Annotated in this window: 21 protein-coding genes; 9 read left to right on the forward strand and 12 right to left on the reverse strand. The window is 71.5% G+C overall.

What is annotated here, in order from left to right; all coding sequences use genetic code 11:
- From R7226_RS25745 to R7226_RS25755, 3 genes are all read right to left on the reverse strand, one after another.
- Nucleotides 1-1,070 (reverse strand): AAA family ATPase (locus R7226_RS25745; protein ID WP_318600247.1); only part of this gene is annotated, 1,070 nt, incomplete at its 3' end.
- A 9-nt stretch (nucleotides 1,071-1,079) separates the two neighbouring features.
- The gene (locus R7226_RS25750; protein ID WP_318600249.1) at nucleotides 1,080-1,877 is read right to left on the reverse strand and encodes an MBL fold metallo-hydrolase; all 798 of its coding nucleotides are present in this window, start codon (nucleotides 1,875-1,877) and stop codon (nucleotides 1,080-1,082) included.
- Nucleotides 1,878-1,924: 47 nt separating this feature from the next.
- Nucleotides 1,925-2,794 carry a hypothetical protein gene (locus tag R7226_RS25755; protein WP_318600250.1) on the reverse strand — a complete coding sequence of 290 codons (870 nt, stop codon included), beginning with the start codon at nucleotides 2,792-2,794 and terminating at the stop codon, nucleotides 1,925-1,927.
- Nucleotides 2,795-3,119: 325 nt separating this feature from the next.
- On the opposite strand from R7226_RS25755, the gene R7226_RS25760 reads away from it, so the two are divergent.
- Complete coding sequence (locus R7226_RS25760; protein ID WP_318600251.1) at nucleotides 3,120-3,533, forward strand: hypothetical protein; 414 nt, start codon at nucleotides 3,120-3,122, stop codon at nucleotides 3,531-3,533.
- Between the two features lie 137 nt (nucleotides 3,534-3,670).
- Nucleotides 3,671-4,246 carry a hypothetical protein gene (locus tag R7226_RS25765; RefSeq protein ID WP_318600252.1) on the forward strand — a complete coding sequence of 192 codons (576 nt, stop codon included), beginning with the start codon at nucleotides 3,671-3,673 and terminating at the stop codon, nucleotides 4,244-4,246.
- Between the two features lie 21 nt (nucleotides 4,247-4,267).
- Here R7226_RS25765 and R7226_RS25770 read toward each other — a convergent pair whose 3' ends face one another.
- The 8 genes from R7226_RS25770 to R7226_RS25805 form a co-directional block, all read right to left on the reverse strand.
- The gene (locus R7226_RS25770) at nucleotides 4,268-5,131 is read right to left on the reverse strand and encodes an ABC transporter permease (protein WP_318600254.1); all 864 of its coding nucleotides are present in this window, start codon (nucleotides 5,129-5,131) and stop codon (nucleotides 4,268-4,270) included.
- Entirely contained in the window at nucleotides 5,131-6,000 is an 870-nt protein-coding gene (locus tag R7226_RS25775; RefSeq protein ID WP_318600256.1) for an ABC transporter permease, read from the reverse strand. The genes R7226_RS25770 and R7226_RS25775 overlap by 1 nt, the downstream gene beginning before the upstream one ends.
- 65 nt (nucleotides 6,001-6,065) lie before the next feature.
- Nucleotides 6,066-7,286, reverse strand: coding sequence for a polyamine ABC transporter substrate-binding protein (locus R7226_RS25780; RefSeq protein ID WP_318600257.1), 1,221 nt, complete (start codon nucleotides 7,284-7,286; stop codon nucleotides 6,066-6,068).
- The gene (locus R7226_RS25785; RefSeq protein WP_318600258.1) at nucleotides 7,279-8,361 is read right to left on the reverse strand and encodes an ABC transporter ATP-binding protein; all 1,083 of its coding nucleotides are present in this window, start codon (nucleotides 8,359-8,361) and stop codon (nucleotides 7,279-7,281) included. Before R7226_RS25785 ends, R7226_RS25780 begins: the two co-directional genes overlap by 8 nt.
- Nucleotides 8,362-8,590: 229 nt before the next feature.
- Nucleotides 8,591-9,340 (reverse strand): ferredoxin reductase, encoded by a 750-nt coding sequence (locus R7226_RS25790; RefSeq protein WP_318600259.1) that lies wholly within the window; start codon nucleotides 9,338-9,340, stop codon nucleotides 8,591-8,593.
- Nucleotides 9,328-9,939 carry a sulfite oxidase-like oxidoreductase gene (locus R7226_RS25795; RefSeq protein ID WP_318600260.1) on the reverse strand — a complete coding sequence of 204 codons (612 nt, stop codon included), beginning with the start codon at nucleotides 9,937-9,939 and terminating at the stop codon, nucleotides 9,328-9,330. Before R7226_RS25795 ends, R7226_RS25790 begins: the two co-directional genes overlap by 13 nt.
- A gap of 77 nt (nucleotides 9,940-10,016) precedes the next feature.
- Nucleotides 10,017-10,616, reverse strand: coding sequence for an XRE family transcriptional regulator (locus R7226_RS25800; RefSeq protein WP_318600261.1), 600 nt, complete (start codon nucleotides 10,614-10,616; stop codon nucleotides 10,017-10,019).
- Nucleotides 10,617-10,684: 68 nt separating this feature from the next.
- Nucleotides 10,685-11,851: an NAD(P)/FAD-dependent oxidoreductase gene (locus R7226_RS25805; protein ID WP_318600262.1), complete on the reverse strand. Its 1,167-nt coding sequence runs from the start codon at nucleotides 11,849-11,851 to the stop codon at nucleotides 10,685-10,687.
- 92 nt (nucleotides 11,852-11,943) lie between these two features.
- On the opposite strand from R7226_RS25805, the gene R7226_RS25810 reads away from it, so the two are divergent.
- From R7226_RS25810 to R7226_RS25830, 5 genes are read left to right on the forward strand one after another with little or no spacing between them, the layout of a single operon-like run.
- A complete protein-coding gene (locus R7226_RS25810) occupies nucleotides 11,944-13,590 on the forward strand; it encodes an ABC transporter substrate-binding protein (RefSeq protein WP_318600263.1) in 1,647 nt (548 codons plus the stop codon).
- Nucleotides 13,577-14,659: an ABC transporter permease gene (locus tag R7226_RS25815; protein ID WP_318600264.1), complete on the forward strand. Its 1,083-nt coding sequence runs from the start codon at nucleotides 13,577-13,579 to the stop codon at nucleotides 14,657-14,659. The genes R7226_RS25810 and R7226_RS25815 overlap by 14 nt, the downstream gene beginning before the upstream one ends.
- The gene (locus R7226_RS25820; protein WP_318600265.1) at nucleotides 14,656-15,594 is read left to right on the forward strand and encodes an ABC transporter permease; all 939 of its coding nucleotides are present in this window, start codon (nucleotides 14,656-14,658) and stop codon (nucleotides 15,592-15,594) included. The genes R7226_RS25815 and R7226_RS25820 overlap by 4 nt, the downstream gene beginning before the upstream one ends.
- Nucleotides 15,591-16,568 (forward strand): ABC transporter ATP-binding protein, encoded by a 978-nt coding sequence (locus tag R7226_RS25825; protein WP_318600266.1) that lies wholly within the window; start codon nucleotides 15,591-15,593, stop codon nucleotides 16,566-16,568. The genes R7226_RS25820 and R7226_RS25825 overlap by 4 nt, the downstream gene beginning before the upstream one ends.
- Nucleotides 16,565-17,596, forward strand: a complete 1,032-nt coding sequence (locus R7226_RS25830) for an ABC transporter ATP-binding protein (protein WP_318600267.1) — start codon at nucleotides 16,565-16,567, stop codon at nucleotides 17,594-17,596. Before R7226_RS25825 ends, R7226_RS25830 begins: the two co-directional genes overlap by 4 nt.
- Here the strand turns inward: R7226_RS25830 and R7226_RS25835 are convergent.
- Nucleotides 17,583-20,606: a PKD domain-containing protein gene (locus tag R7226_RS25835; protein WP_318600268.1), complete on the reverse strand. Its 3,024-nt coding sequence runs from the start codon at nucleotides 20,604-20,606 to the stop codon at nucleotides 17,583-17,585. The two genes, R7226_RS25830 and R7226_RS25835, sit on opposite strands and share 14 nt — an antisense overlap.
- A gap of 166 nt (nucleotides 20,607-20,772) precedes the next feature.
- On the opposite strand from R7226_RS25835, the gene R7226_RS25840 reads away from it, so the two are divergent.
- Together R7226_RS25840 and R7226_RS25845 are read left to right on the forward strand one after the other, a co-directional pair.
- Nucleotides 20,773-21,210 (forward strand): hypothetical protein, encoded by a 438-nt coding sequence (locus R7226_RS25840; RefSeq protein ID WP_318600269.1) that lies wholly within the window; start codon nucleotides 20,773-20,775, stop codon nucleotides 21,208-21,210.
- Nucleotides 21,211-21,308: 98 nt separating this feature from the next.
- The coding region (locus tag R7226_RS25845; RefSeq protein WP_318600270.1) for an ATP-binding protein at nucleotides 21,309-22,103 on the forward strand (795 nt) is incomplete at its 3' end.

The following is a 22,103-nucleotide window of genomic DNA, read 5'->3' on the forward strand; positions in this document are numbered from 1 at the left end:
CGCGCGACGCGCAGCGCGTCGTCGGCGTCGAGCGCCGCCCGCGTCTGCACGGCGGCGGCGACGCGGCGGCGCGCCGCGCGGCCGCGCAGCGTCCCGAGCGCGGCGCGGATCGCCTCGCCGTAGAGCGGGTGGGCCAGCCGCACCTCCTCCGTGCCGCTCGCGGCGCGCTCCAGCACGACCATCCCGCGCGCCTCGACGGCCAGCAGCGGCGCTTCGCCGACCAGTTCGGCCAGCTCCTCGACGCGCAGCGGCTCGCCGACGGCGAGCAGCTCCAGCGCTTCGCGCTCGGGCTCGCCCAGCTCGGCCATGCGCGCGGTCACCAGCTCGCTCAGCGTCGCGCTGACGGGCGGGCGGCGCGGCAGCCGCCACAGCTCGCGCACCTGCGTCAGCGCGCCGCCGTCGAGCGCGCCGAGCACCAGCTCGCGCACGTACAGGGCGTTGCCGCCGCTGCGCTCGTGCAGCCAGTGCAGCGCACCCTGCTCGACCGGTCCGCCGAGAAATCGCTCGACCAGCGCGGAGGTCTCCTCGGCGGCGAACGGGTGCAGCTCCAGCCGCTGCGCACCGGCGTCCTTCCACAGCGAGACGATCGCGTCGGGGCAGGGGTCGCCGTCGCGCACGGTCGCGAGCAGGAAGCCGGCGCCGCTCTCGACGAGGTGCAGCACGAGCGCGGCGGACGGCCCGTCGAGCAGCTGCGCGTCGTCGACGGCGACCACCAGCGGACGGCCGGCGGCCCGCTCGCGCAGCGTCGCGACGCTGCCGCGCAGCAGCCCCAGCAGGTCGTCGGCGCGCGCCTGCTCCGGCACGACGCCGGCGAAGGCGCCGAGCGGGACGCTGGAGGCGCTGCGGGTCGCGCGGACGCGTTCGACGTGCGCGCCGTCGTGCTCGGCGGCGGCGATCGCCTCGCGCGCCAGCCGTGACTTGCCGATCCCGGCGGCGGCGCTGATCACGACGCCGGGGAGATCGCGCGCCCGCGCGTCGGCGATCGTCGCCAGCTCCCGCTCGCGCCCGACCAGCGGCCACTCGCGCGGCCGCTCGTCGGGGGCGGTCGGTCGCGTGGTCGGCGCTGCCATCGGCGGCCCCTACAGTGCCAGATCGGTCGGCGCGCCGAACTCCAGCCAGCGGATCCGCGACGCGAGCCCGGGGGAGGGCGCGAACGCCTCCTCGACCTGGGCGCGGCCCTCGCGGAAGTGCTTCCAGCCCTCGTAGTGGATCGGCACGATCGTGCGGGGCTGCAGCAGGTCGCTCAGCTCGACCGCCTCGGGCGCGCTGAGCGTGTAGCGCAGCGGGCCGGTGACGGGGAAGCGGACGCCGCCGAGGTGCAGGATCGCGACGTCGACTCTGAGCCGCTGCGCGACCTCGCGCACGCCGTCGTAGAGGACGGTGTCGCCGCTGATCCAGACGACGCCGTGCTGCTGATCGTCCCAGCGCAGCGCGAAGCCGGTCACCTCGCCGACGATCGGCTGGCTCAGCGGCGGGCCGTGGCGGCAGGGGGTGGCGATCACCTCGATCGGCACCTTGCCCTCGCCTTCCAGCCGCGTCGTCTCCCACGGCGCGAGCCCGCGCGCCGTGCCGCCGAGCCGCTTCCCGCCGGCGCGCGTGGTCACGATCGTGCCGGCTGACGGCAGCAGCGCGCGGCCGGCGGCGTCGAGGTTGTCCTCGTGCTGGTCGTGGCTCAGCAGCACCGCGTCGATCGGCCCCAGCTGCTCCGGCGTCAGCGCGGGGCCGGCGAGCTTTCTCGACGACGTGCCCCAGCCGAAGTTGTATCTGCGGCCAGGGGCGTCGAAGGTCGGATCGGTCAGCAGCCGCCAGCCGCCGACCTCGATCAACGCCGTCGGCCCGCCGACGTGCGTGATGCGGACCGTCTCAGGAGCGCTCATGGCCGGCACGCTACGGTCGCCGGCCATGGCGGTCAACGTCGAAGCGCCTAGACGTAGCCGTTCAACATGACGGCCAGCTCGTGGCGGCGCAGCGCGTAGTGGCCGAGGTCGACGATCGCCTGGCGTCTGAAGCGCTTCATCGCGTCGGCGTCGTAGTGGTAACGGGCCCACTCCAGCTCGCGCAGGGCGCAGGTCGCCTGGCCACGCGCGTTCTGCGGCCGTGAGCGGCAGTCGAGCGCGTAGAGCGCTTCGATCAGCTCCTCGGTGCCCGGCAGCCGCAGCTCGTTGAAGAAGTAGAAGCCCTGCGCGGCCAGCGCGGCCGTGCGCGGATACAGGACCGGCTCCTCCATCTCGGCGTCGAGCACGTAGGCCGAGACCAGCTGGCGGCAGGACTCGGTCAGCAGGTCTCTCGTCTTCTCGGGCAGGCTGCTGCGGCGGATCGTCGCCATGAAGATGCCGAGCACCCCGACCGTCTGCTCCGCGAGCGGATTCGCTTCGGCGCGCCGCAGCGCCGCCGACAGCTCCTGCTGCCCGCCGGCGATCTGCAGCAGCTCGTGGAGGAGCGTGTAGCCGAGCGTGACCGCCTCGTACGGCTGGCGCGAGACATGGTGGGTGCGCACGAGCAGTATCTGGGGCCGGAAGCGCAGCCCCAGCCGATCCGCCGTGTTGATCACGCCGGCTTCCTCGCGAAGCAGCACCGGAATCGCCGTCCGCAGGGCTCTCAGCACGAAGACGGGCTCTCCGCCTTCGCCGTCGAACTGCGGCTCCGCGGCCTGCTCGAGCTCGCGAAGGCGCGGCATCCGCGCTCCGGTCTCGACTGCTTGGAGGCAACGCGCCGACGTCTCGATGGCGCGCTCAGGATTGTCCTGATCATCCCAGTCCGGGCCGAGCGTGGTGATGTCGTGGTCGAGCCCCATCCACCGACTCCTTCGTCCGCTGTGTGAGACCACACTAACGGACCTGATTTCTAGAGTCATCACCGTTTTTCAACGTCTTTCACGACTCTTTTTGAACTTTTCTTACAACTGTTATACGCCATGTTCCGCAGATCGGATAGCAGTTTCCGAATCGATGGCTCGACGCGACGGTTGACGATTCGTTACGCTGCCGCGGTTGCCGTGCTCCGACAGGCTTTGCGCGGATCTGTCCGGACCGGGTCTGAGAATGCGGCAAACGCAGGTTCCGCTAGATGTCCAACTGTTCTAAAAGTGTCCTGTAACGGACGCTTTCATGGAGGTTCCAATGGCACAGACGGAGACGGCGTCACATCTCGACGGCGAGCGCGCCGCGCTCGGATACGCACTCGCGCCGGCGGCGACGACGAGCGAGCGCGTGCGTGGGCTGCTCGACATAGGTCTGCATGCCTCCGAACTGGCGAGAGTGGCCGGGTCCGTCTCCGTGAGCGCCGTCCGCAACTGGGCGGCCGATCAGGCCGAGCCGCGCCCGCACGCGGCGATCGCGCTCGACGATCTGCGGGCCGTCGCGAAGATCTTGCTCGACAGCGGCATGGAGCCGCGTCGCATCGGCCACTGGCTGCGGGGGTGGAATCCGCTGCTGGAGAATCGCCCTCTCGATCTGATCGCGACCGTGCCGATGGAGGTGCGCCGCGTCGCGCACGCCGAGACGTTGTTCGCGGGGACGAGCGCCGAGACGTAGCGCGCGTGAGCCGAGCGCGGCATCGCCTCGCCCGAGCCATCCTGCGCTGAAGCGGACGCGCCGCTCTCCCACACGGCAGAGGCGCCGGGGCCTTCCGGGGAATCGCGTGGTGCGCGCGGCGGCGGGACAGTGCGCGGATGCGCTCGCTCACCCTGCTTCCCGCCGCGGCCCTCTGTGCCGCGCTCGCCCTGCCCGCGGCCGCCGCCGCGTCGTCGAAGCGCTATTCGCTCGAGGGCACGCTGACGCAGACCAACCTGATCGTCACGAGATGTCCCGGCCTCGGCGGTCAGGGCTGGAGAACCGAGACGGTGACGTGGGAGACCGAGCACACCATCGCTGGCCAAGGGCTGGTTCCGACCGGTGGCGGCCAGATCCAGATCAAGTCGCGCCGGCGCAACAGAACGGTCGTGACGATCGAGGACAACGACGCGATGAAGCCGGCGACCTACGAGTCGCCGTGGAGCAGAGACGGTGACAAGCAGGTCCCGTTCGGCACCGTCGTCGAGCGCAAGCGCAACCACCTCGTCTTCGACGGCAACGTGATCGTCACCGGCGCCGGCAGGCGATCGGAGTGGCCGGCGTCGCGCAAGGGTCGCTCGGTCACGCCCGACTTCACCGTCGCCCCGCAGGTGAGGAGAGGCAGAAGAGGCACGTGCGAGAAGACCGACAGCGTCGAGCTGAGAGGGTCGCTGAAGGCGACGCGGCTGAACTGAGCCGCGCCGCCGGTCGCGGCGCTACGCCGCGACCGCCTCCAGGTCCTGCTTCGCGGGCGGCACGGCCGGCGGCTCGTCGGCGACGCCGCGGTCGCGCCGCGCCAGCGCCTTCTGCACCAGCAGGTTGAGCCCCATCAGCAGCAGCACGCCGATCAGCAGCATCGTCCCGAGCACGTTGACCTCCGGCGGGACGCCCTGGCGCGTGGCGCCGAAGATGAACAGCGGGAAGGTCTGCGTCTGGCCGGCGTTGAAGCTCGTCACGACGTAGTCGTCGATCGAGATCGCCGCCGCCAGCACGGCGGCGGCGGCGACGCCGGGCGCGATCATCGGCAGCGTCACCTTGAAGAAGGTCGTCCAGACGCCGGCGCCGAGGTCCTGCGCCGCCTCCTCGATGAACGGGTCCATCCCCTCCAGCCGCGCTCTCACCGTCACCACGACGTAGGAGACGGTGAACATGATGTGCGCGATCACGATCGTCCAGAAGCCCGTGTCGACGCCGATCACGAGGAACATCGCCAGCAGCGAGGCGCCCAGCACGACCTCTGGGGTCGCCATCGGCAGGAAGACGGCGAAGCCGGCCGGCCCGCGGCCGCGGAAGCGGTAGCGGGTCAGCGCGAGCGCGAGGAAGGTGCCGAGCACGACCGCGCCGAGCGTCGTCACGGCCGCGATCTCCAGCGAGTTGACGAGCGCCTTCGCGAGGTCGGGATCGGCGAACGGGTCCTTCCAGTGGTCGAGCGTGAAGCCCTGCCAGGTGAAGTTGAAGCGGCCCTTGTTGTCGTTGAACGAGAACAGGACGATCAGGAAGACCGGGATGAACAGGAACAGCAGCGCGAGGACCGACCAGATCCCCAGCGCCCAGTTGCGCGTGCGGTCGCGTGCGGACATCAGGTCGCGGCCTCCGTCAGCGTTCTGGTGCCGAGCAGTCGCGAGTAGATCGCGATGCCGACCAGGATCACGGTCATCAGGATGAACGACAGCGCCGCCGCCGTCGGGTAGTCGAGCACCGTCAGGAACTTCGACTGCACGACGTTGCCGATCATGTACTGGTTCGAGGTCCCCAGCAGCGCCGCGTTGATGTAGTCGCCGGTGGCCGGGATGAAGACCAGCAGCGAGCCGGCGAAGATGCCGGGGATCGCGAGCGGCAGCGTGACCTTGCGGAACGCCATCGCGCGGCTGGCGTAGAGGTCGGTCGCCGCCTCGACGTAGCGGCGGTCGATCCGCTCCAGCGCGACGTACAGCGGCAGCACCATGAACGGCAGGAAGTTGTAGGCGATGCCGGCGATCACGGCCGCGCTCGTGGCGAGCACGCGGCCGTCGTCGGCGACGACGCCGATGTCGCGCAGCCGTTCGACGACCCAGCCGTTGTCGGCCAGGATCAGCTGCCAGGCGACCGTCCGCAGCACGTAGCTCATGAAGAACGGCAGCACCACGAGCAGCAGCATCAGGTTTCTCCACTTGCCCGCCTTGTACGCCATGAAGTAGGCGAGCGGGAAAGCGATGATCAGGTCGACGACGGTGGCGATCCCGGCGTACATGAAGGAGCGCAGGAACTGCTCCTTGTAGTCGCTGATCGCGTTCGTGTACGTCTCGAAGGCCCACGTCAGCGTGTAGCCGGCCTCCGGGTCGCCGGTCATCAGCGAGACGCTCGCCTGGTTGGCGAGCGGGATCGCGAAGAACAGCAGCAGCCACAGCAGCCCCGGCAGCGCGAACATCCACGGCAGCAGCTTGCGCCGCCGCTCCAGTGACAGACCCATCTACGCCCCCCGCATCCTGCTTGCTTTCAGCATCAAGCGCATTGCTATTCCGCAGTTGGCCATCTCTATGCGCCCGTGACCTTCGCCATCGCCTCGTACATCGTCTGCTCCTGACGGGTCGAGAAGGTCGGGTAGGAGTGGAGCCGCTCGCGCACCTCGTCGGGCGGGAAGATCAGCTCGTTTCTGGCGATGTCGGGGTCGGTTCTCTCGAGGATCTCCTTGATCCCGTCGACCGGCGAGAGGTAGTTGACCCACGCGCAGACCTCGGCGGCCACCTCGGGCTCGTAGAGGTAGTTCATCATCGTCTCGGCCGCGTAGGGATGCTCGACCGCCGACGGCATCATCATGTTGTCGGTGAAGAGCATCGCCCCCTCCTCCGGGTAGGCGAAGCGGAGGTTGGGGTTGTCGCTCTGGAGCTGGACGAGGTCGCCGGAGTAGGCGAGCGCCATCGCGATGTTGCCCTTGGTGAGATCCGTCGTGTAGTCGTTGCCGGTGAAGCGCCGGAACTGCCCGGCGTCGTTCATCTCGCCGATTCTGTCGATCGCTCCGAGCATCTGGTCGAGCGTCGCTCTCGTCGCGTCGACCCCCTCGCCGAGCAGCAGCGCGCCGGCGCTGTCGTAGGGCTCGGAGAACAGCGTCACGCGGCCCTTCCATCTGGGGTCGAAGAGCGCTCTGATCGAGCTGATCTCGCCGCCGGTCTGCTCGATGTCGTAGCCGATCCCGATCGCGCCCGACTGGTAGGGCAGCGTGAACTGGCGTCTGGGGTCGTAGCCGATCGACTGCAGGTTTCTGACGAGGTTTCTCTTGTTCGGGACGTTGTTCGCGTCGATCGGCGTGACGTAGCCGAAGCGGACCCAGCGGGAGGCCATGTAATCGGTCAGCGTGACGATGTCGCGGCCGATCGGAACGCCCTGCGCGAGCTGCTGGCGGACCTTCCCGTAGAACTCGGAGTTGTCGTTGATCTCCTCGACGTACTTGCAGTGGCCGCCGAACTCTCTGTCGAACTTGCGAATCGTCGCCTTGTCGATGTAGAGCGGCCAGTTGGCGAAGGTCCAGTCGCCGATCTCGGTTCTCGGGTGGTTGACCGTCGTCGCCTCTCTCTGCAGGTCGGCGAGGTTTCTCGCCGCGGTGCCGTCGATCCCGCAGGCCGAGAGGATCGAGGCGAGGCCGCCGGCCATCAGCGCGGCGGAGGCGGAGCGGCCGAGGAAGTGCCGGCGCGACAGTCTCTGCTCGGCGAAGAAGCGCTCGGCGGCGCGGCCGGCGCGCTCGCGGTCGAGCTCACTCACCGTCCTCACCTCGCGCCACGACGAAGGTGTGACGCGGGTCCCAGGAGAGCTGCACCTCCTGCCCGGCGCCGAACGCATCCGGCGCGACCCCGTCGTCGTTCTGGCAGTAGACGGTCAGCTCCTCACCGCCGGCCGCCTCGATCACGTACTGCAGCGAGACGCCGAGGAAGGAGCTGAGCAGCACGCGGCCGCGCAGCACGTTGGCGCCCGGCGGCGTCGCCTCGCCGGCCTTGTGCAGCCGCACCTTCTCCGGCCGCACGCCGATCCGCACGGGCGTGCCGGCGTGCTCGGCGCAGCGGTTGGCCGGCGCGTGCAGCGCGGCTCCATCGTGCGTGGTGACCTTCGACATCGTGCCGTCGCCGGCGCCGACCTCGGCGTCGATCAGGTTCGAGATGCCGAGGAACTTCGCGACGAACGCCGTCGTCGGGCGCTCGTAGAGGTCGGTCGCCGAGCCGGCCTGCTCGATCTGGCCTCTGTTCATGACGGCGATCGTGTCGGCCATCGACATCGCCTCCTCCTGGTCGTGCGTCACGTGGATGAACGTGATGCCGACCTCCTGCTGGATCCGCTTCAGCTCGACCTGGAGCTGACGGCGCAGGCGCAGGTCGAGCGCGCCGAGCGGCTCGTCGAGCAGCAGCGCCCGCGGCCGGTTGACGAGCGCGCGCGCCAGCGCGACGCGCTGCTGCTGGCCGCCGGACAGCTGACCGGGCTTGCGCTTGGCCAGGTGCGGCAGCTGGACGGTCTCCAGCGCCTCCGCCACGCGCGTCTTCGTCTCGCTCTTGGAGACGCCCTTGCGCTCCAGGCCGAAGGCGACGTTCTTCTCGATCGACAGATGCGGGAAGAGCGCGTACGACTGGAAGACGGTGTTGACGTCCCGCTTGTGCGGCGGGTTGTTCGTGACGTCCTCGCCGGCGAGCAGGACGCGGCCCTCGGTCGGCAGCTCGAAGCCGCCGATCATCCGCAGCGTCGTCGTCTTGCCGCAGCCCGAGGGCCCGAGCAGCGCGTAGAAGGCGCCGCGTTCGATCTCGAGGTCGAGCGAGTCGATGACGAGCACGTCGCCGAACCGCTTCGTCACACCCTGAAGCCGGATGTCCGCTTCAGACGTTCCACTGACATCTCTCGTCGGTTCGTCGACGAGACTCTCGTTCGCAACCAAGGAGCACCTCCGCGTGCCAGCCGACAGTAGCGCGCCCGTCTACGCCTGTGTGGCGATCTTTCCCCAAACCGCTGCGACACAATGGAGCGAATTCGACACGTGGCGAACATGCCCGTGAAAAAGCCGCTCCCCTGGGCGATTGCGGTGCTCAGCCGGTCGGGCCGTAGCGCTCGGTCTTGATCCGCTCGGCGGCGAAGCCGGCGTCGAGCAGCAGTCTGGCGGCGGTCTCGACGAAGCCGTTGGAGCCGCAGGCGTAGGCGTGGCCGGTGTCGGCGGCGATGCCGGCGGCGGCGACCATCGCGGCGTCGAGCCGGCCGCGGTGGCCCTCCCAGCCGGGCGGCGCGACGCGCGTGTACGTGATCGTCGTCTCGTCGCCCGTGGCCAGCTCGCGGGCGTAGATCACGTCGTTCGCGTTGCGGACGGAGTAGAGCAGCCGCATCGGCAGCCCTGGCGCGACGCGGCGCTTGTGGCGCAGCATCGCCATCAGCGGCACGACGCCGGAGCCGCCGCCGAGCAGCAGCACCGGCTGCTCGCCGGTCCAGACGAAGTAGGCGGCGAAGGGGCCGCGCACCTCGATCTTGTCGCCCACCTCGACGACGTCGTGGAAGTACGGCGAGACCTCGCCGTCGTCGAGGCGGTCGATCGTCAGCTCGATCGCGCCCTCCTCCAGCGGCGTGGAGGCGATCGAGTAGGAGCGCTGCGCCTGGTAGCCGTCGGGCGCGGTAAGACGCACGTCATAGTGCTGGCCCGGCAGGTGCGGCATCCAGATCGGCAGCTCGATCCGGAACGACTTGACGGTCGGCGTCTCCTGCGCGATCGCGGTGACGGTGCCGATCTGCCAGCGGCCGGGCGCCTTCGGTGCGAGCGCCGCGGCCGGGTCCGGCGTCAGTCGTTCCAATACCGCTCCTCGCGCCACGGGTCGCCGTGCATGTGGTAGCCGTTGGACTCCCAGAAGCCGGGCTCGTCGTTGTCCATCACGCGCAGCCCCGCGACCCACTTCGCCGACTTCCAGAAGTAGAGGTGGGGGACGAGCAGGCGCGCCGGGCCGCCGTGCTCGGCGCTCAGCGGCTCGCCCTCGTGCTCGGTCACGACCCATGCCTTGCCCTCGGTCAGATCCTCCAGCGCGAGGTTGGTCGTGTAGCCGCCGAAGGAGAAGACCATCGCGAAGCCGCCGAGCGGCTCGACGCCCTCCAGCAGCGTGTCGACCGAGACGCCGCGGAAGCTCGTGTCGAGCTTCGACCACTTCGTCACGCAGTGGATGTCGCAGGGGACGTCCTCGAACGGCAGCTGGTGGAACTCCTCCCAGCTCCAGCTCTTCGCCTCCCCGACGACGCCGTCGACTCTGAAGCTCCAGGCGGAGGGGTCGAGGTCGGGCGTGGGGCCGGCGGTGAGGACGGGGAAGCCGGCCTCGTAGTACTGACCGGGCGGGATCCGGTCGGCCATGCCCTCGGGCGGTCGCCGGCGACCGCCGAACCCGCGCGAGAAGAAGTCGCTCATGAGGTCATCCTAGGACGCCGCGCAAGGCGGTCGCCGGGCGGTGCGCGCGGCGGCGGCGCGGCCCGTGGCGAGGCCGCTCAGATCGGCGGCGGTGAGTCGATGCAGATCAGCCGCAGCGGCTCGTCGGCCGAGGCGTTGCGGAACATGTGCGGCCGGTCGCTGGCGTAGTAGGCGCTGTCGCCGGGGCCCAGCTCGTGCGGCGGCGCCGCGTCGACCTCCAGCAGCAGCCTGCCCTCCAGCACGTGCACGAACTCCTCGCCGGCGTGGTGGCCGGACTCGGCGAGCGAGGCGCCGGGCGACAGCTCCAGCAGCATCGGCAGCATCGTGCGGTCGGTGCCGGAGGAGAGCAGGAAGATCGTCGTGCCCTCCTCGGGCGAGTGCAGCTGGCGCGTCTCGTCGGCGCGCACGACGTCCGGGTCCCTGCCGCCGGGCGCCGGCAGCAGGTCGGTGATCGAGATGCCGTAGTAGTCGACCAGCCGCGTCAGCCGCCCGATCGTGATGTCGCTGCGGCCGTTCTCGACGAGCGACAGGAAGGAGGCGGAGATGCCGGTCTCGCGCGCGACGTCGCCGAGCGACAGCCGTCTGGCGGCGCGCAGGGCGCGCAGCTGGGCGCCGACGAACTCCTGCTGGCTCATCGGCTCCACCGGCTCGGTCTGCGTCTGGGCGATCGACGACACGATGCGGTCACGATATCCGGGCATCGGGCGGTCGTGCCTCGTTCCTGCCGCCTGCGCGCCAGGTCGCCCTAGACGACCTGCAGCTCGGGGGTCAGCTGGCCGTCGGCGAAGCGCGCGGCGCCGAGCGGCGCGATCCACTCGTCGACGCTGCCGTCGACGACCGCGTCGGCCAGCACGCGGCCGATCGTCGGCGCCATCATCAGGCCGCGGCCGTTGAGGCCGGCGGCGACGAAGAGGCCGTCGTGGCCCTCCAGCGCGCCGAGCACCGGCTGGCGGTCGGGGGTGACGTCGTAGAAGCCCTCGACCATCACCGGGAAGGAGACGTATTCGAGTATCGGCAGCAGCTCGGTGATCGCGCGGCGAACGTTCGAGTGCCAGATCTCTCTGTGCTCGTCGGGGCGGCTGCCGCCGCCGAGGTCGCTCGCGAGGACCGAGCCGTCGGCGAGCTGCTTGGCGGCGAAGTGCTTCTCCGGCGAGATCACGAGCGGCTCCAGCAGCCGCTCTCTGATCGGGTCGGAGTAGAAGAGGTACTTCGGCTCCTTGACGATCGGCAGCTCTATGCCGAGCGGCGAGAGCAGCGCGGGCGTGTCCCACGCGGCCGCGACGACGACGCTCGCGGCGCGTGCCGTGGCGCCGCCTCTGAACGACAGCAGCCAGCCGTCGCCGTCGCGCGTGAGGCGCTCGACGTGGGCGTCGTGGAAGGTCGCGCCGCCGCGCACGGCCGCCTCGTGGAAGGCGCCGACGACGGCGAGCGGGCGGTCGAAGTAGCCGTCCTGGTCGCACCAGACGCCGCCGACGATGTTGTCGGCGTCGAGCCCTTCGACCAGCGCGTGCGCCTCCGCGGGCGTGACCTCGCGGGAGGGGATCCCGAGGCTGTGCTGGAGCGCGAGCCGCTCGCGCTGGGCGGCCAGCTCGGCCTCTCCCTGCGCGACGAAGAGGTAGCCGCAGGCGGTCATGCCGGGGTCGACGGCCGGCTGCAGGCGCGCGCCGATCTCGCCGTAGAAGGAGAATGCCTCGCGAGCCATCTTGCACGCGACCTCGGTCGCCCACTGCTGACGCACGCCGCCCGGTTGGATCGCCGTTGCGCCAGACCCGATGCCGCGGCCGTCGAACGCTGCCACGCTGAGTCCGCGCTGGGTCAGATGCCAGGCCACCGACAGACCGGTGATGCCTGCTCCGACGATCGCCACGTCGACCGTGGAGACCGGGGTGTCGCTGTGCAGTGAACTGGACATGTTGGCCAGCATACTGGATACTGATGGTGCTCGACCCGTCCGAGCAGAGGTAGTTGCAGGTACGTCAGCGCACAAGGGAGCGAGTCGAAAACATGCGCAGCACCACGTTTGGAAAGGCCGTCGGCGCCGCCGCGATCGCCGGTGCGCTCGCCGTTGCCGGCTGCGGTGGCGGCAACGGCGACAGCGGTTCGAACAACGCCTCAGCCGGCACCTCGACCGCTGCCTCCGGCGGCGGCGGAGCGGCCACCGGCACGCTCGTCGTCGACCAGTCGTTCGTCGACAGAGGCGTCGATCCCGCCCGTCAGTTCACGCCGACGAACAACATGCTCGTGCACGCGATGTACGACACGCTCGTCAGATTCGAGCCGGGCAGAACCGACCCGGTCGCCGGCCTCGCCGAGTCGTGGAGAGGCACCGACGACGCGACCAGCTACACCTTCACGCTCGACCCCGACGCCGTCTTCTCCGACGGCACGCCGGTCACCTCGAGAGACGTCGTCTTCTCGCTCGACCGCCTCGTCAACATCAAGGGCCCGGGCTCGTTCCTGCTCGAAGGCGTGACGATAAGAGCGCCCGACGAGAGAACGGTCGTCGTCACCTCCGCGAGACCGAACCCGGCGCTGCTGCGCATCCTCGCGACGCCGCCGACCTCGATCGTCAACTCCAGAGTGCTGGACGCCAACGGCGGCAGCGCGGCCAGAGATGCCGACAAGAGCGACAGAGCCGAGGCCTTCCTGCAGAAGACCTCCGCCGGCTCCGGCCCCTACACGCTCACGCAGGGCCAGCAGAACCAGCAATACACGCTCGAGCAGAACGCCAGATACTGGGGCGAGTTCAGCGGCTTCCCGAAGGTCGTCGTGCGCAACATGGCCGCGCCGACGCAGCTGCTCAACGTGCAGCGCGGCGCCAACGAGATCGCGCTCGACCTCTCCGCGCAGCAGGCGCAGACGCTCGAGAACAACGACGCGCTGCAGGTCACGACCGACGCCTCGGTCAACGTCTTCGACGTCGAGGCGAACATGAACGAGGAGATCTCGCCGACCGGCAACGAGGCCGTCCGCAGAGCGATCCGCCTCGCGCTCGACTACGAGGGCTACAAGAGACTCTCCGGCGTCGGCGCGGTCCAGGCGCCGGGCGTGATCCCGTCGCAGTTCCTCGGCGCGCTGACGGAGGCCGACGCGGTCAGAACCGACGTCGAGGCGGCGAGAGCGGAGCTGGAGAGAGCGGGCGTCAGAGACCTCAAGGTCGAGCTCGCGTTCCCCTCCGACGCGACCCCCAACGGCGTCTCGTTCTCCTCGGTCGCGCAGAAGGTCAAGTCCGACCTCGAGGCGATCGGCATCGACGTCGAGCTGAAGGGCACGCCGGCCGTGACCTTCCTCGCCGACTACGCCGCCGGCAGAAACCAGATGAGCGTCTCGTACTGGGGCCCGGACTACCCGGATCCGAACGACTACCTCGTCTACGCGCCGGGCGCTCCCGGCACCTCGCGTGCCTCGAACAACAGATACACGAGAGAGATGAACCCGGAGCTGGCCGCCCTCGGCGCCAGAGCCGGCAGCACGCTCGACGACGCCGAGCGCGGCACGCTGTTCCAGGAGTTCCAGCGCGGCCTGAACGAGGACTCGCCGTTCTTCCCGCTGTTCCAGCCGGCGCAGGCGATCGTCGGTTCCTCGACGCTCTCCAACGTCGTGCTCGATCCGACGTACACCCTCAACATCCCGGCAGTTGGCAGCAACTGACACATCCGCCGTCCCCGCGGCGCCGGTGCGGGCGAGACGCCAGTCTCGCTCGCACCGTCCGCTGGTCCGCTTCCTGCTGCGGCGCCTCGGCGCGCTCGTCCTGCTGCTGATCGGGATCACGCTGATCTCGTTCCTGCTGACGCAGGCGGTGCCGGGCGACGCGGCGATCGCGAACCTCGGTCAGCATCCGACGGAGGAGTCGATCAGAGCCTTCAACGAGAAGTACGGGCTCGACGACCCCCTGCCGGTGCAGTACGTGACCTACCTGGGGAACCTCGTCCAGGGTGATCTGGGCGTCTCGCAGCAGACCCATCAGCCGGTCGTCGACGACCTCTCCGTCTCGATCCCCGCGACCGCCGAGCTGGCGATCTTCGCGATCGTCTTCTCGACGATATTCGGGGTCGCGTTCGGCGTCCTCGCCGCGCTGCGACGCGACACCGCCGTCGACCACGGCCTGCGCGTCTTCACGCTCGCCGGCATCTCCGTGCCGATGTTCTGGCTCGGCCTGCTCGGCCTCTACCTCTTCTTCTTCAAGTGGGGGCTGCTGCCCGGCGGCGGCCGCCTCGACCCGACGACGACGCCGCCGACCGACGTCACCGGCCTCAACACCGTCGACGCGCTCCTGGACGGCAACTTCGCCACCTTCTGGGACGCCTTCAAGCACCTGATCCTGCCCGGCGCCGTGCTCGTCCTCTACTCGGTCTCGCTGATCTCGCGCTACACCCGCTCGGCGGTGCTGGAGGTGCTGCACGCCGACTACGTGCGCGCCGCGCGCGCCAAGGGGTTGTCGGAGTACACCGTCGTGACGCGTTACATCCTGCGCGCCGCGCTGCCGTCGATCGTGACCGTGATGGGCCTCGTCTTCGCCAACGTCCTGGCCGGCGCGGTGCTCGTCGAGAACATCTTCAACTGGCCGGGCATCGGCCAGTACGCCTACAGAAGCGCCGTCTCGCTCGACCTGCCCGCGATCATGGGCGTGTCGATCTTCATCGCGCTCGTCTACGTGATCGTGAACCTGATCGTCGACCTCCTCTACGCCGTCATCGACCCGCGGGTGCGGCTGTCGTGAGCACCACCGAGGCAGTCCTCCCGCCGTCGCGCATGCGGCGCTTCAAGCGCGGCGGCGGCGCCGCCGCCAAGCCGGCGCGCGCGTGGTGGCGCGCGCCGACGATGCTCGTCGGCCTGACGATCGCCGCGATCTGGGTGATCGTCGCGATCTTCGGCCCGCTGCTGGCGCCGCACGACCCGCTCGCGCAGGAGTTCGCGATCACGCAGGCGCCGAGCGGCGCGCATCCGTTCGGGACCGACGAGCTGGGCCGCGACATCTTGAGCCGCGTGATCGTCGCGGCGCGCAACTCGCTGCCGCTGGCGGTCCTGCTGGTCGTCTGCGCCGGCGGCCTCGGCACCGCGCTCGGCGTGATCGCCGGCTACGTCGGCGGCTGGGTCGACGGCGTGATCATGCGCCTCGCCGACCTCTTCTCCGCCTTCCCCGCGATCGTCCTCGCGATGGTCGTGACGGCGTCGCTGGGGCCGAGCACTCGCAACGCCGTGCTGGCGCTGGTGACGGTCACGTGGCCGATCTACGCGCGCGTCGTGCGCTCGCTCGTGCTGTCGATCGGGCAGTCCGAGTACGTGCAGGCGTTCCGCCTCCACGGCGCCTCCGCGCGCCGCGCGATGTGGAAGGAGATCCTGCCGAACGTCGTCGGGCCGATCACCGTGCTGGCGACGATCTACCTCGCGGACGCCTTGCTGCTGCTCGCCGGCCTCTCCTTCCTCGGCCTCGGCACGCAGCCGCCGACGCCGGAGTGGGGCTCGATGATCTCGGTCGGCACGCAGTACTTCCAGAACTGGTGGATGGCGACCTTCCCCGGCCTCGCGATCTTCAGCGCCGCGCTGGCGTTCAACTTCATCGGCGACGGCCTGCGCGACGTCTTCGACCCGCAGTCGCAGGTCGGCTCCGGCGCGCGCGGCTCCGACCCGGCCGCCGAGGAGGGCGACGCATGACCCCGTTGCTGGAGCTGGAGGGTCTCTCGATCAGGCTGCCGACGCCGGCCGGCCCGCGCACCGTCGTGCACGAGGTCGACCTCGCGGTGCAGGCCGGGCAGATCTACGGCATCGCCGGCGAGTCGGGCTCGGGCAAGACGATGACGATGCTGTCGCTGCTGGGGCTGCTGCCGCGCGGCGGCAGCGCGCACGGCGGCGCCCGCTTCGACGGCCGCGACATCCTCGGCGCCGGCAAGAAGGAGCGCCAGGCGCTGCGCGGCAGAGAGCTGTCGATGGTCTTCCAGGACCCGATGACCTCGCTGCACCCGATGCTGACGGTCGGCAAGCAGCTGACCGAGCACGCGCGCAAGCACCTCGGCATCTCGAAGGCCGAGGCGGCGAGACGCGCGGCGCAGATGCTGGAGGAGGTGCGGATCCCCGACGGCGAGGCCGCCCTGCGCGCCTACCCGCACGAGTTCTCCGGCGGCATGCGCCAGCGGATCGCGATCGCGATCGCGCTGATGTGCGAGCCGCAGATCCTGATCGCCGACGAGCCGACGACCGCGCTCGACGTGACCGTCCAGGCCGGCATCCTGCAGCTGCTCGACCGCCTGCGGCGCGAGAAGGGGATGGCCGTCGTGCTGATCACCCACGACCTCGGCGTGATGTCGTCGATCGCCGAGCGGATCTCGGTGATGTACGCCGGTCGCGTGATCGAGAGCGGCGACGCGCGCGACGTGCTGAAGGCGCCGTCGCACCCCTACACGCGCGGCCTGCTGGGGGCGCTGCCGCAGCCGGGCGACGGTGCGGGGAGCGAGCTGAGATCGATCCCCGGCGTGCCCGCGTCGCCGCTGGACCCGCCGCGCGGGTGCGCGTTCCATCCGCGCTGCGCGCTGGCTGTGGATGCCTGCCGCGAGGGCGTGCCGCCGTTGCTGCGGCGCGGCGATCACGCGGCGGCGTGCATCGTGACGATGGCCGAGGAGGTCGCAGCATGAGTGCCATCGCCACCGCCCCCGCCCTGGAGGTCAAGGACGTCGAGGTCGTCTACGAGCGGCGCGACCGCGATCCGGTGCGCGCCGTCGCGGGCGTCTCGCTGACGGTCGGCCGCGGTCAGATCGTCGGCCTCGTCGGCGAGTCGGGCTGCGGCAAGTCGACGCTCGCGAAGGCGATCGTCGGGCTGGAGAAGCCGCGCGCCGGCACGATCGTCTTCGAGGGCCGCGAGCTGTCGCCGCTGACCCGCCGCGCCCGTCCGATCGAGGACACGCGCTTGCAGATGGTCTTCCAGAACCCGTTCTCGTCGCTGAACCCGCGCCGCAGAATCGGCGCCCAGTTGGCGGAGGCGCTGCAGATGGCGTGGTCGGGCAGCAGAGCGGGCGGGGACGGGTCGCTGAGAGAGCGCGTCGCCGCGCTGCTGGAGCTGGTCGGCCTGCCGGCCTCGGCCTCCGAGCGCTACGCCCACCAGTTCAGCGGTGGTCAGCGCCAGCGGATCGCGATCGCCCGCGCGCTCGCCGCCGACCCGACGGTGATCGTGCTCGACGAGCCGCTGTCGTCGCTCGACGCCTCCGCCCAGGCGCAGATCGCCAACCTGCTCGTGCGGCTCTCGCGCGAGCTGGACCTCGCGCTGGTGCTGATCTCCCACGACCTCGCGATCGTCCAGCACATCGTCGACGAGGTCGCCGTGATGTACCTCGGCAAGCTCGTCGAGCAGGTGCCGAGCGGCGAGCTGTGGCAGCAGCCCGCGCACCCATACACGGAGGCGCTGATCGGCGCGATCCCCCGCGCCGACGGCGAGCGCACCCTCCCGGTCGCGCTCGCCGGCGAGGTGCCGGACCCCAGCGCCCCGCCGCCCGGCTGCCGCTTCCACCCCCGCTGCCCCTACGCCTTCGACAAGTGCCGCGTCGAGGAGCCCGCGCAGCTGCCGATCGGCCGCGGCCGCGAGGTCGCCTGCTGGCTGCACGAGGGCGCTGTCGAGCCGAGACGGCCGAGCGAGCTGGCGGCGGCGCGGGCGGCTACGACACCCTGACCTTCGCGACCGGCCCCGCCACGCCGCTGGCGGAGAAGGGGGTCAGGGTGACGCGGGCGCGGACGCCGCGCGCCACGCTGCGGACGGTGAGCGTGCGGGCGCGGGTGGTGCGCGTCAGGCGGCGGCCGTCGCTGAGCGTCACGCGCGCGACCCAGCGGACGCCCGGCTGGCCGCTCCAGCGGACGCGCAGCGCGCCGCCGGCGCGGCGGACGCGCAGCCCCGCGGCGCGAGCCGGGCGCAGCGCCCCGGGCGCGCGGTAGCTCGCCACTCTGATCTGCGCGCGCGGGTTGCCGTCCTGCTCCACGACGGCGACGATCTCGCGCAGCTCGCGCTTGCCCTCGGCCGGCGTGAAGCGCAACGTCCCGGCGCTGCCGCTCGCCACGCCGAGGATGCGGCCGGCGCTCGCGCCGCGCTCGGAGAACGTCACCGTCTGGCCGGCGCGCGGCGCGATCCGGTAGGCGATCGTGCGCCGCTGACCGGTGCCGCCGACGGTCGCTCTCACCTGCGGCTCCTCCAGCCCGTTCGCCGTTCTCAGCAGCGTGATCGGCGACGAGCCCTCCTGCGTCACGACCCGCCAGCGACCGGCGCTCGGCTGCACGACCGCGACCTGGGTCAGCCGGCCTCTCGGCGCCTGCAGCACGATGAAGCGATCGTCCTCGACCGGCGCCGGGCCGTTCGGCGTCTCGATCCGCTCGCCCTTCGGCCCGATCAGCGTGATCTTCGGCGGCGCGTCACGGCCCTCGGCCGCGAAGACGACGCCGGGCAGCCCCGGCGCGACCTCGACGACCTGCTCTCCTGGAGATCCGGCGGCCGCTGCCGACGCCCGCGAGCCGTGCGCGACGTGCGCGCGGTAGTCACCCACGTCGCAGCCGTCGAAGTAGAGGTCGGGAAAGCTCTCACCCCACACGTAGCCGATCCCCGGCTCCCAGGTCGAGATCTCGTAGTCGAACGTGAAGCAGACCGCGACGCCCTTGCTCGAGACGACGCCGCGCATCCCGCGGCACCAGTCGATGAAGTCGATGCAGGCGTCGCCGGACGCTCCGGCGTTGAACTTCTTGCCCATCATCTCCAAGTTGAGCTTGCCTCTGACGGAGACGACGTCCGGGATCCCCCAGCGGTAGCGGCCCCACATCCGCACGTAGCCGTCGCCGTGGACCGCCAGCTCGCCTCTCGCGACCGGGATCTCGACGACGTTGAGCTGGCCGAAGGCGCGCATCACCCACGGCCGGTCGTCGTAGGTCGCGAAGCCGAGGCCGCCATCGAGGCTCATCGCGGCGGCGCCGAGGATCGACGGGCCGGCCGTCAGGCGCACCTCGCCGCAGAGCGCGAAGGTCGGGGTCCCGTAGTCGATCGTGTCCGGCACGCCGGGCAGCCAGGAGAGCGCGGGGTCGACGCTCTCGATGCCGGTGTGCGGGACGCATCTGCTCTTCTGCGGTCTGACCTCGACGCGAAAGGCGATCCGCTTGAGGAAGACGGGGATCGGGCCGCCGACCTCGATCCCGGCGCCGAAGTCGACCGCCGCGCCGGCGTGTTCGAAGGAGCCGTCGCTGCGGATGCCGGCGTCACCCTCGATCGCCAGCGCCGCCGGCGCCGGCAGCGCGACGTTCGCTCTGATCTCCCACAGGTCGACGCCGTCGTAGGTGACCTTCAGCGTGTCGAGTCCGATCGGGCCGAGCGCGGCGTTCGGGACCGTGAAGGAGAGCGGCCCGGTCGCGGCGGCCCGCGCCCCGGTCCCGGCGCGCAGCTGCAGCGGCTGCGCCGAGGTCGCGCCGCCGAACTGGTCGGGCAGCGCGACGAAGACGCCGAGGCCGAAGCGGCCGAAGCCGACGCGCGGCGGCTCGGGCGCGCCGGTGATGCGCAGGCCGTTGAGGCGCGCGCCCGGGCTCAGCTCGAAGCCGAACAGCTGATGCTTGGCGACGCGCCAGTCGATCCGCCCCTCGTACAGCGTCAGGAGCGTCTCGTCGCTGCGCAGCGAGACCTTCGCGCGGCCGCTGGAGATGTGCGGGGTCGCGCGCACGCCGAAGCGGTCGGGGCCGCGCGGCAGGTCGATCGCGATCGGCTGGCCGCTCGTCGGCTCCAGCGCGACGCCGTTGACGACGACCGCTCCTCTGGATGTCCAGCGCGTCACGTCGCGGCCGGCGGCGTCGCTCGCGTTGCGGCCTCTGAGGCAGCTCGCTCGCAGCTGCAGGTCGCCCTGGACGACGAGCGGCTCGCAGGCCGGGTCGAGCATTCTGAGCGTGACGGTGTCGACGGCGGTCGCGCCGTCGTCGTCGGTCACGCGCACCGAGATCGTCCGCTTGCCGTTGTCGGCCAGTCCTCTGCGGCGCTCGAAGGTGGGTCTGACGGTCGGGTCGGCGCCGCTCTCGCGCTCGAAGCTGCCGTCGCCGTCGAGGTCCCACGCGTACGCGACGACCTGGCCGTCGGGGTCGCTGGAGCCGGCGGCGCTGAGCAGCTTCGCTCTGCTCTGGCGCGCGGCGAGGCCGGCGCAGAGGACCACTCTGCCGCTCGTCTGGCAGTCGCGGTCGTAGCGTGCGACCGGCGGCTGGTTGCCGTCGGCGGGCGGCGGCGGGGGCGGGGCGGGGGTCGGGTCGGTCGTCGGTGGGGCCGGATCGGCCGGCGGCGGGTCGACGGGCGTCGTCGGCGGATCGGCCGGGGCAGGCTCGGCGACGACGACCGTCCGCTCGGCGATGCTCTCGACGGTGCCGGCGACGCCCGGCTGCCGTGCCCGCAGGCGCACGACGTAGGTGCCGGCGGTCGCGAAGGTGCGCTGCGCGGCAGGACCCTCGCCGTCGGTGAATCTGCCGTTGCCGTCGAGGTCCCAGGCGAACGCGACCGGCGCCTGCGCGCCGCCTGTCGCACTGCCGAGGAACTCGACCTGCTGACCGGGCCGCGGCTCGGTCGGGGTGTACTGGAACGACGCCTGCAGCGCCGCGGACGCCGCCGACGCTCCGAACAGCAGAGCGGCGGCGACGGCGATCAGGACTGCGACGGTGCTGCGCGACGTGGACATCGACGTTCTCCTCCAGGTTCCGGTGAGCGGCCATCCTCAGCGCCGGCGGTCGTGCGGTCATCGGGGCGAGACCCTCAACCGCAACCCCTGAGGGGACGGTTCAGGGGGTCGGGCCGCGGGGGTCTCACCGATGACCGGGCCGCTGCCGGCGGCGACGATGCGCGCCATGACCACTCGCATGCAGCTCATCCCCGCCGCGCTGCTCGCGGCCTGCGCGGCGGCGGCGCTCGCCCCGGCGACCGCGGCGGCCGCGCAAGCCCCCGCGATCAGACGCGGCACCTATGCCGGCAGAACGGCCCAGCCCGGCACGACGCCCTTCGCGGGCGCGATCTCGCTCAAGCTGGGGCTCTTCAGCACCCCCGCGCGGATCGTCAGACTGACCCTCACGACGCGCCTCGCCTGTCCCGACGGGACCACGCGCGAGGACCGCAGCTCGTCGGTCATCTACGGCCCCAGACTCGACCGCGCCGGCCGCTTCTCACACGTCGCCGACGGGCTCGAGCTGAGCGGCCGCTTCCGCGCGAACGGCACCGCCTCGGGAACGCTCGCCCGGACGGTCGGCGACTGCTCGATCGCCGGCGTCAGCTGGACGGCGCGACGCTGACGCTGCGCACGGCGCGCGCGGCCGTGTCCGCCGCCCGTCGTCTGCTGCGCCGCATTCCTTCGCGTTGGCGTCGCGCCACCGGTAGGGTCCCGCGCAGGATGACGCCCGCGGCCCCGTCCATCGTCGGCCGGAGCGCCGAGCTGCGCGCCGTCGGCGACGCGCTCGACGCGGTCGAGGCGGGCACGTTCGCGGCGGTGGCGGTCGAGGGCGAGCCCGGCATCGGCAAGACCCGCCTGCTCGACGAGCTGCGCGCCGCCGCGCGCTCGCGCGGGCAGGTGGTGCTCGACGGGGCCGGCGCCGAGTTCGAGCGCGACGCGCCGTTCGGCGTCGTCGTCGACGCGCTCGACGGCTTCCTCGCGGACACCGACGGCGACCTCTCGCGCGCGTTGGAGCCGGATGCGCTCGACGAGCTGGAGCGGATCTTCCCCGCGCTGCGCAGCCCGGGCGCGGCGCCGACGGCCGCCGTCGGCGACGAGCGCTACCGCGTCCACCGCGCCGTCCGGCTGCTGCTGGAGCGGCTCGCCGCGACGCGACCGCTCGTGATCGTGCTCGACGACGTCCACTGGGCCGACGACGCGTCGCTGGAGGTGATCGCGTCGGTGCTGCGGCGGCCGCCGGCCGCGCGCGTGCTGCTGGCGCTCGCCTTCCGCTCCGGCGAGGCGTCGCGGCGGCTGGAGGTCGCGCTCGCCGCCGCCGGCGTCGTGCGGCTCGGACTGCGGCCGCTGAGCGAGCCCGAGTCGCACAGGCTGCTCGGCGACCGCGTCGCCGGCCCGGCGCGCGACGCGCTCTACCGCGAGGCCGGCGGCAACCCCTTCTACCTGGAGCAGCTGGCGCGCTCGGCCGGCGGGGGCGCCGAGCACGCCGGCGACGGCGACGCGGCTGGCGGCGGCGCG

Source organism: Conexibacter stalactiti (genome assembly GCF_033542075.1).
GTDB classification, from domain to species: Bacteria; Actinomycetota; Thermoleophilia; order Solirubrobacterales; family Solirubrobacteraceae; genus Conexibacter; species Conexibacter stalactiti.

What these genes read in the sequence shown, in the direction of transcription:
- R7226_RS25750 (WP_318600249.1), bottom strand. Translation starts at nt 1,877, where the DNA reads ATGAGCGCTCCTGAGACGGTCCGCATCACGCACGTCGGCGGGCCGACG.
- R7226_RS25755 (WP_318600250.1), bottom strand. Translation starts at nt 2,794, where the DNA reads ATGGGGCTCGACCACGACATCACCACGCTCGGCCCGGACTGGGATGAT.
- R7226_RS25760 (WP_318600251.1), top strand. Translation starts at nt 3,120, where the DNA reads ATGGCACAGACGGAGACGGCGTCACATCTCGACGGCGAGCGCGCCGCG.
- R7226_RS25765 (WP_318600252.1), top strand. Translation starts at nt 3,671, where the DNA reads ATGCGCTCGCTCACCCTGCTTCCCGCCGCGGCCCTCTGTGCCGCGCTC.
- R7226_RS25770 (WP_318600254.1), bottom strand. Translation starts at nt 5,131, where the DNA reads ATGTCCGCACGCGACCGCACGCGCAACTGGGCGCTGGGGATCTGGTCG.
- R7226_RS25775 (WP_318600256.1), bottom strand. Translation starts at nt 6,000, where the DNA reads ATGGGTCTGTCACTGGAGCGGCGGCGCAAGCTGCTGCCGTGGATGTTC.
- R7226_RS25795 (WP_318600260.1), bottom strand. Translation starts at nt 9,939, where the DNA reads ATGAGCGACTTCTTCTCGCGCGGGTTCGGCGGTCGCCGGCGACCGCCC.
- R7226_RS25805 (WP_318600262.1), bottom strand. Translation starts at nt 11,851, where the DNA reads ATGTCCAGTTCACTGCACAGCGACACCCCGGTCTCCACGGTCGACGTG.
- R7226_RS25810 (WP_318600263.1), top strand. Translation starts at nt 11,944, where the DNA reads ATGCGCAGCACCACGTTTGGAAAGGCCGTCGGCGCCGCCGCGATCGCC.
- R7226_RS25825 (WP_318600266.1), top strand. Translation starts at nt 15,591, where the DNA reads ATGACCCCGTTGCTGGAGCTGGAGGGTCTCTCGATCAGGCTGCCGACG.
- R7226_RS25830 (WP_318600267.1), top strand. Translation starts at nt 16,565, where the DNA reads ATGAGTGCCATCGCCACCGCCCCCGCCCTGGAGGTCAAGGACGTCGAG.
- R7226_RS25835 (WP_318600268.1), bottom strand. Translation starts at nt 20,606, where the DNA reads ATGTCCACGTCGCGCAGCACCGTCGCAGTCCTGATCGCCGTCGCCGCC.
- R7226_RS25840 (WP_318600269.1), top strand. Translation starts at nt 20,773, where the DNA reads ATGACCACTCGCATGCAGCTCATCCCCGCCGCGCTGCTCGCGGCCTGC.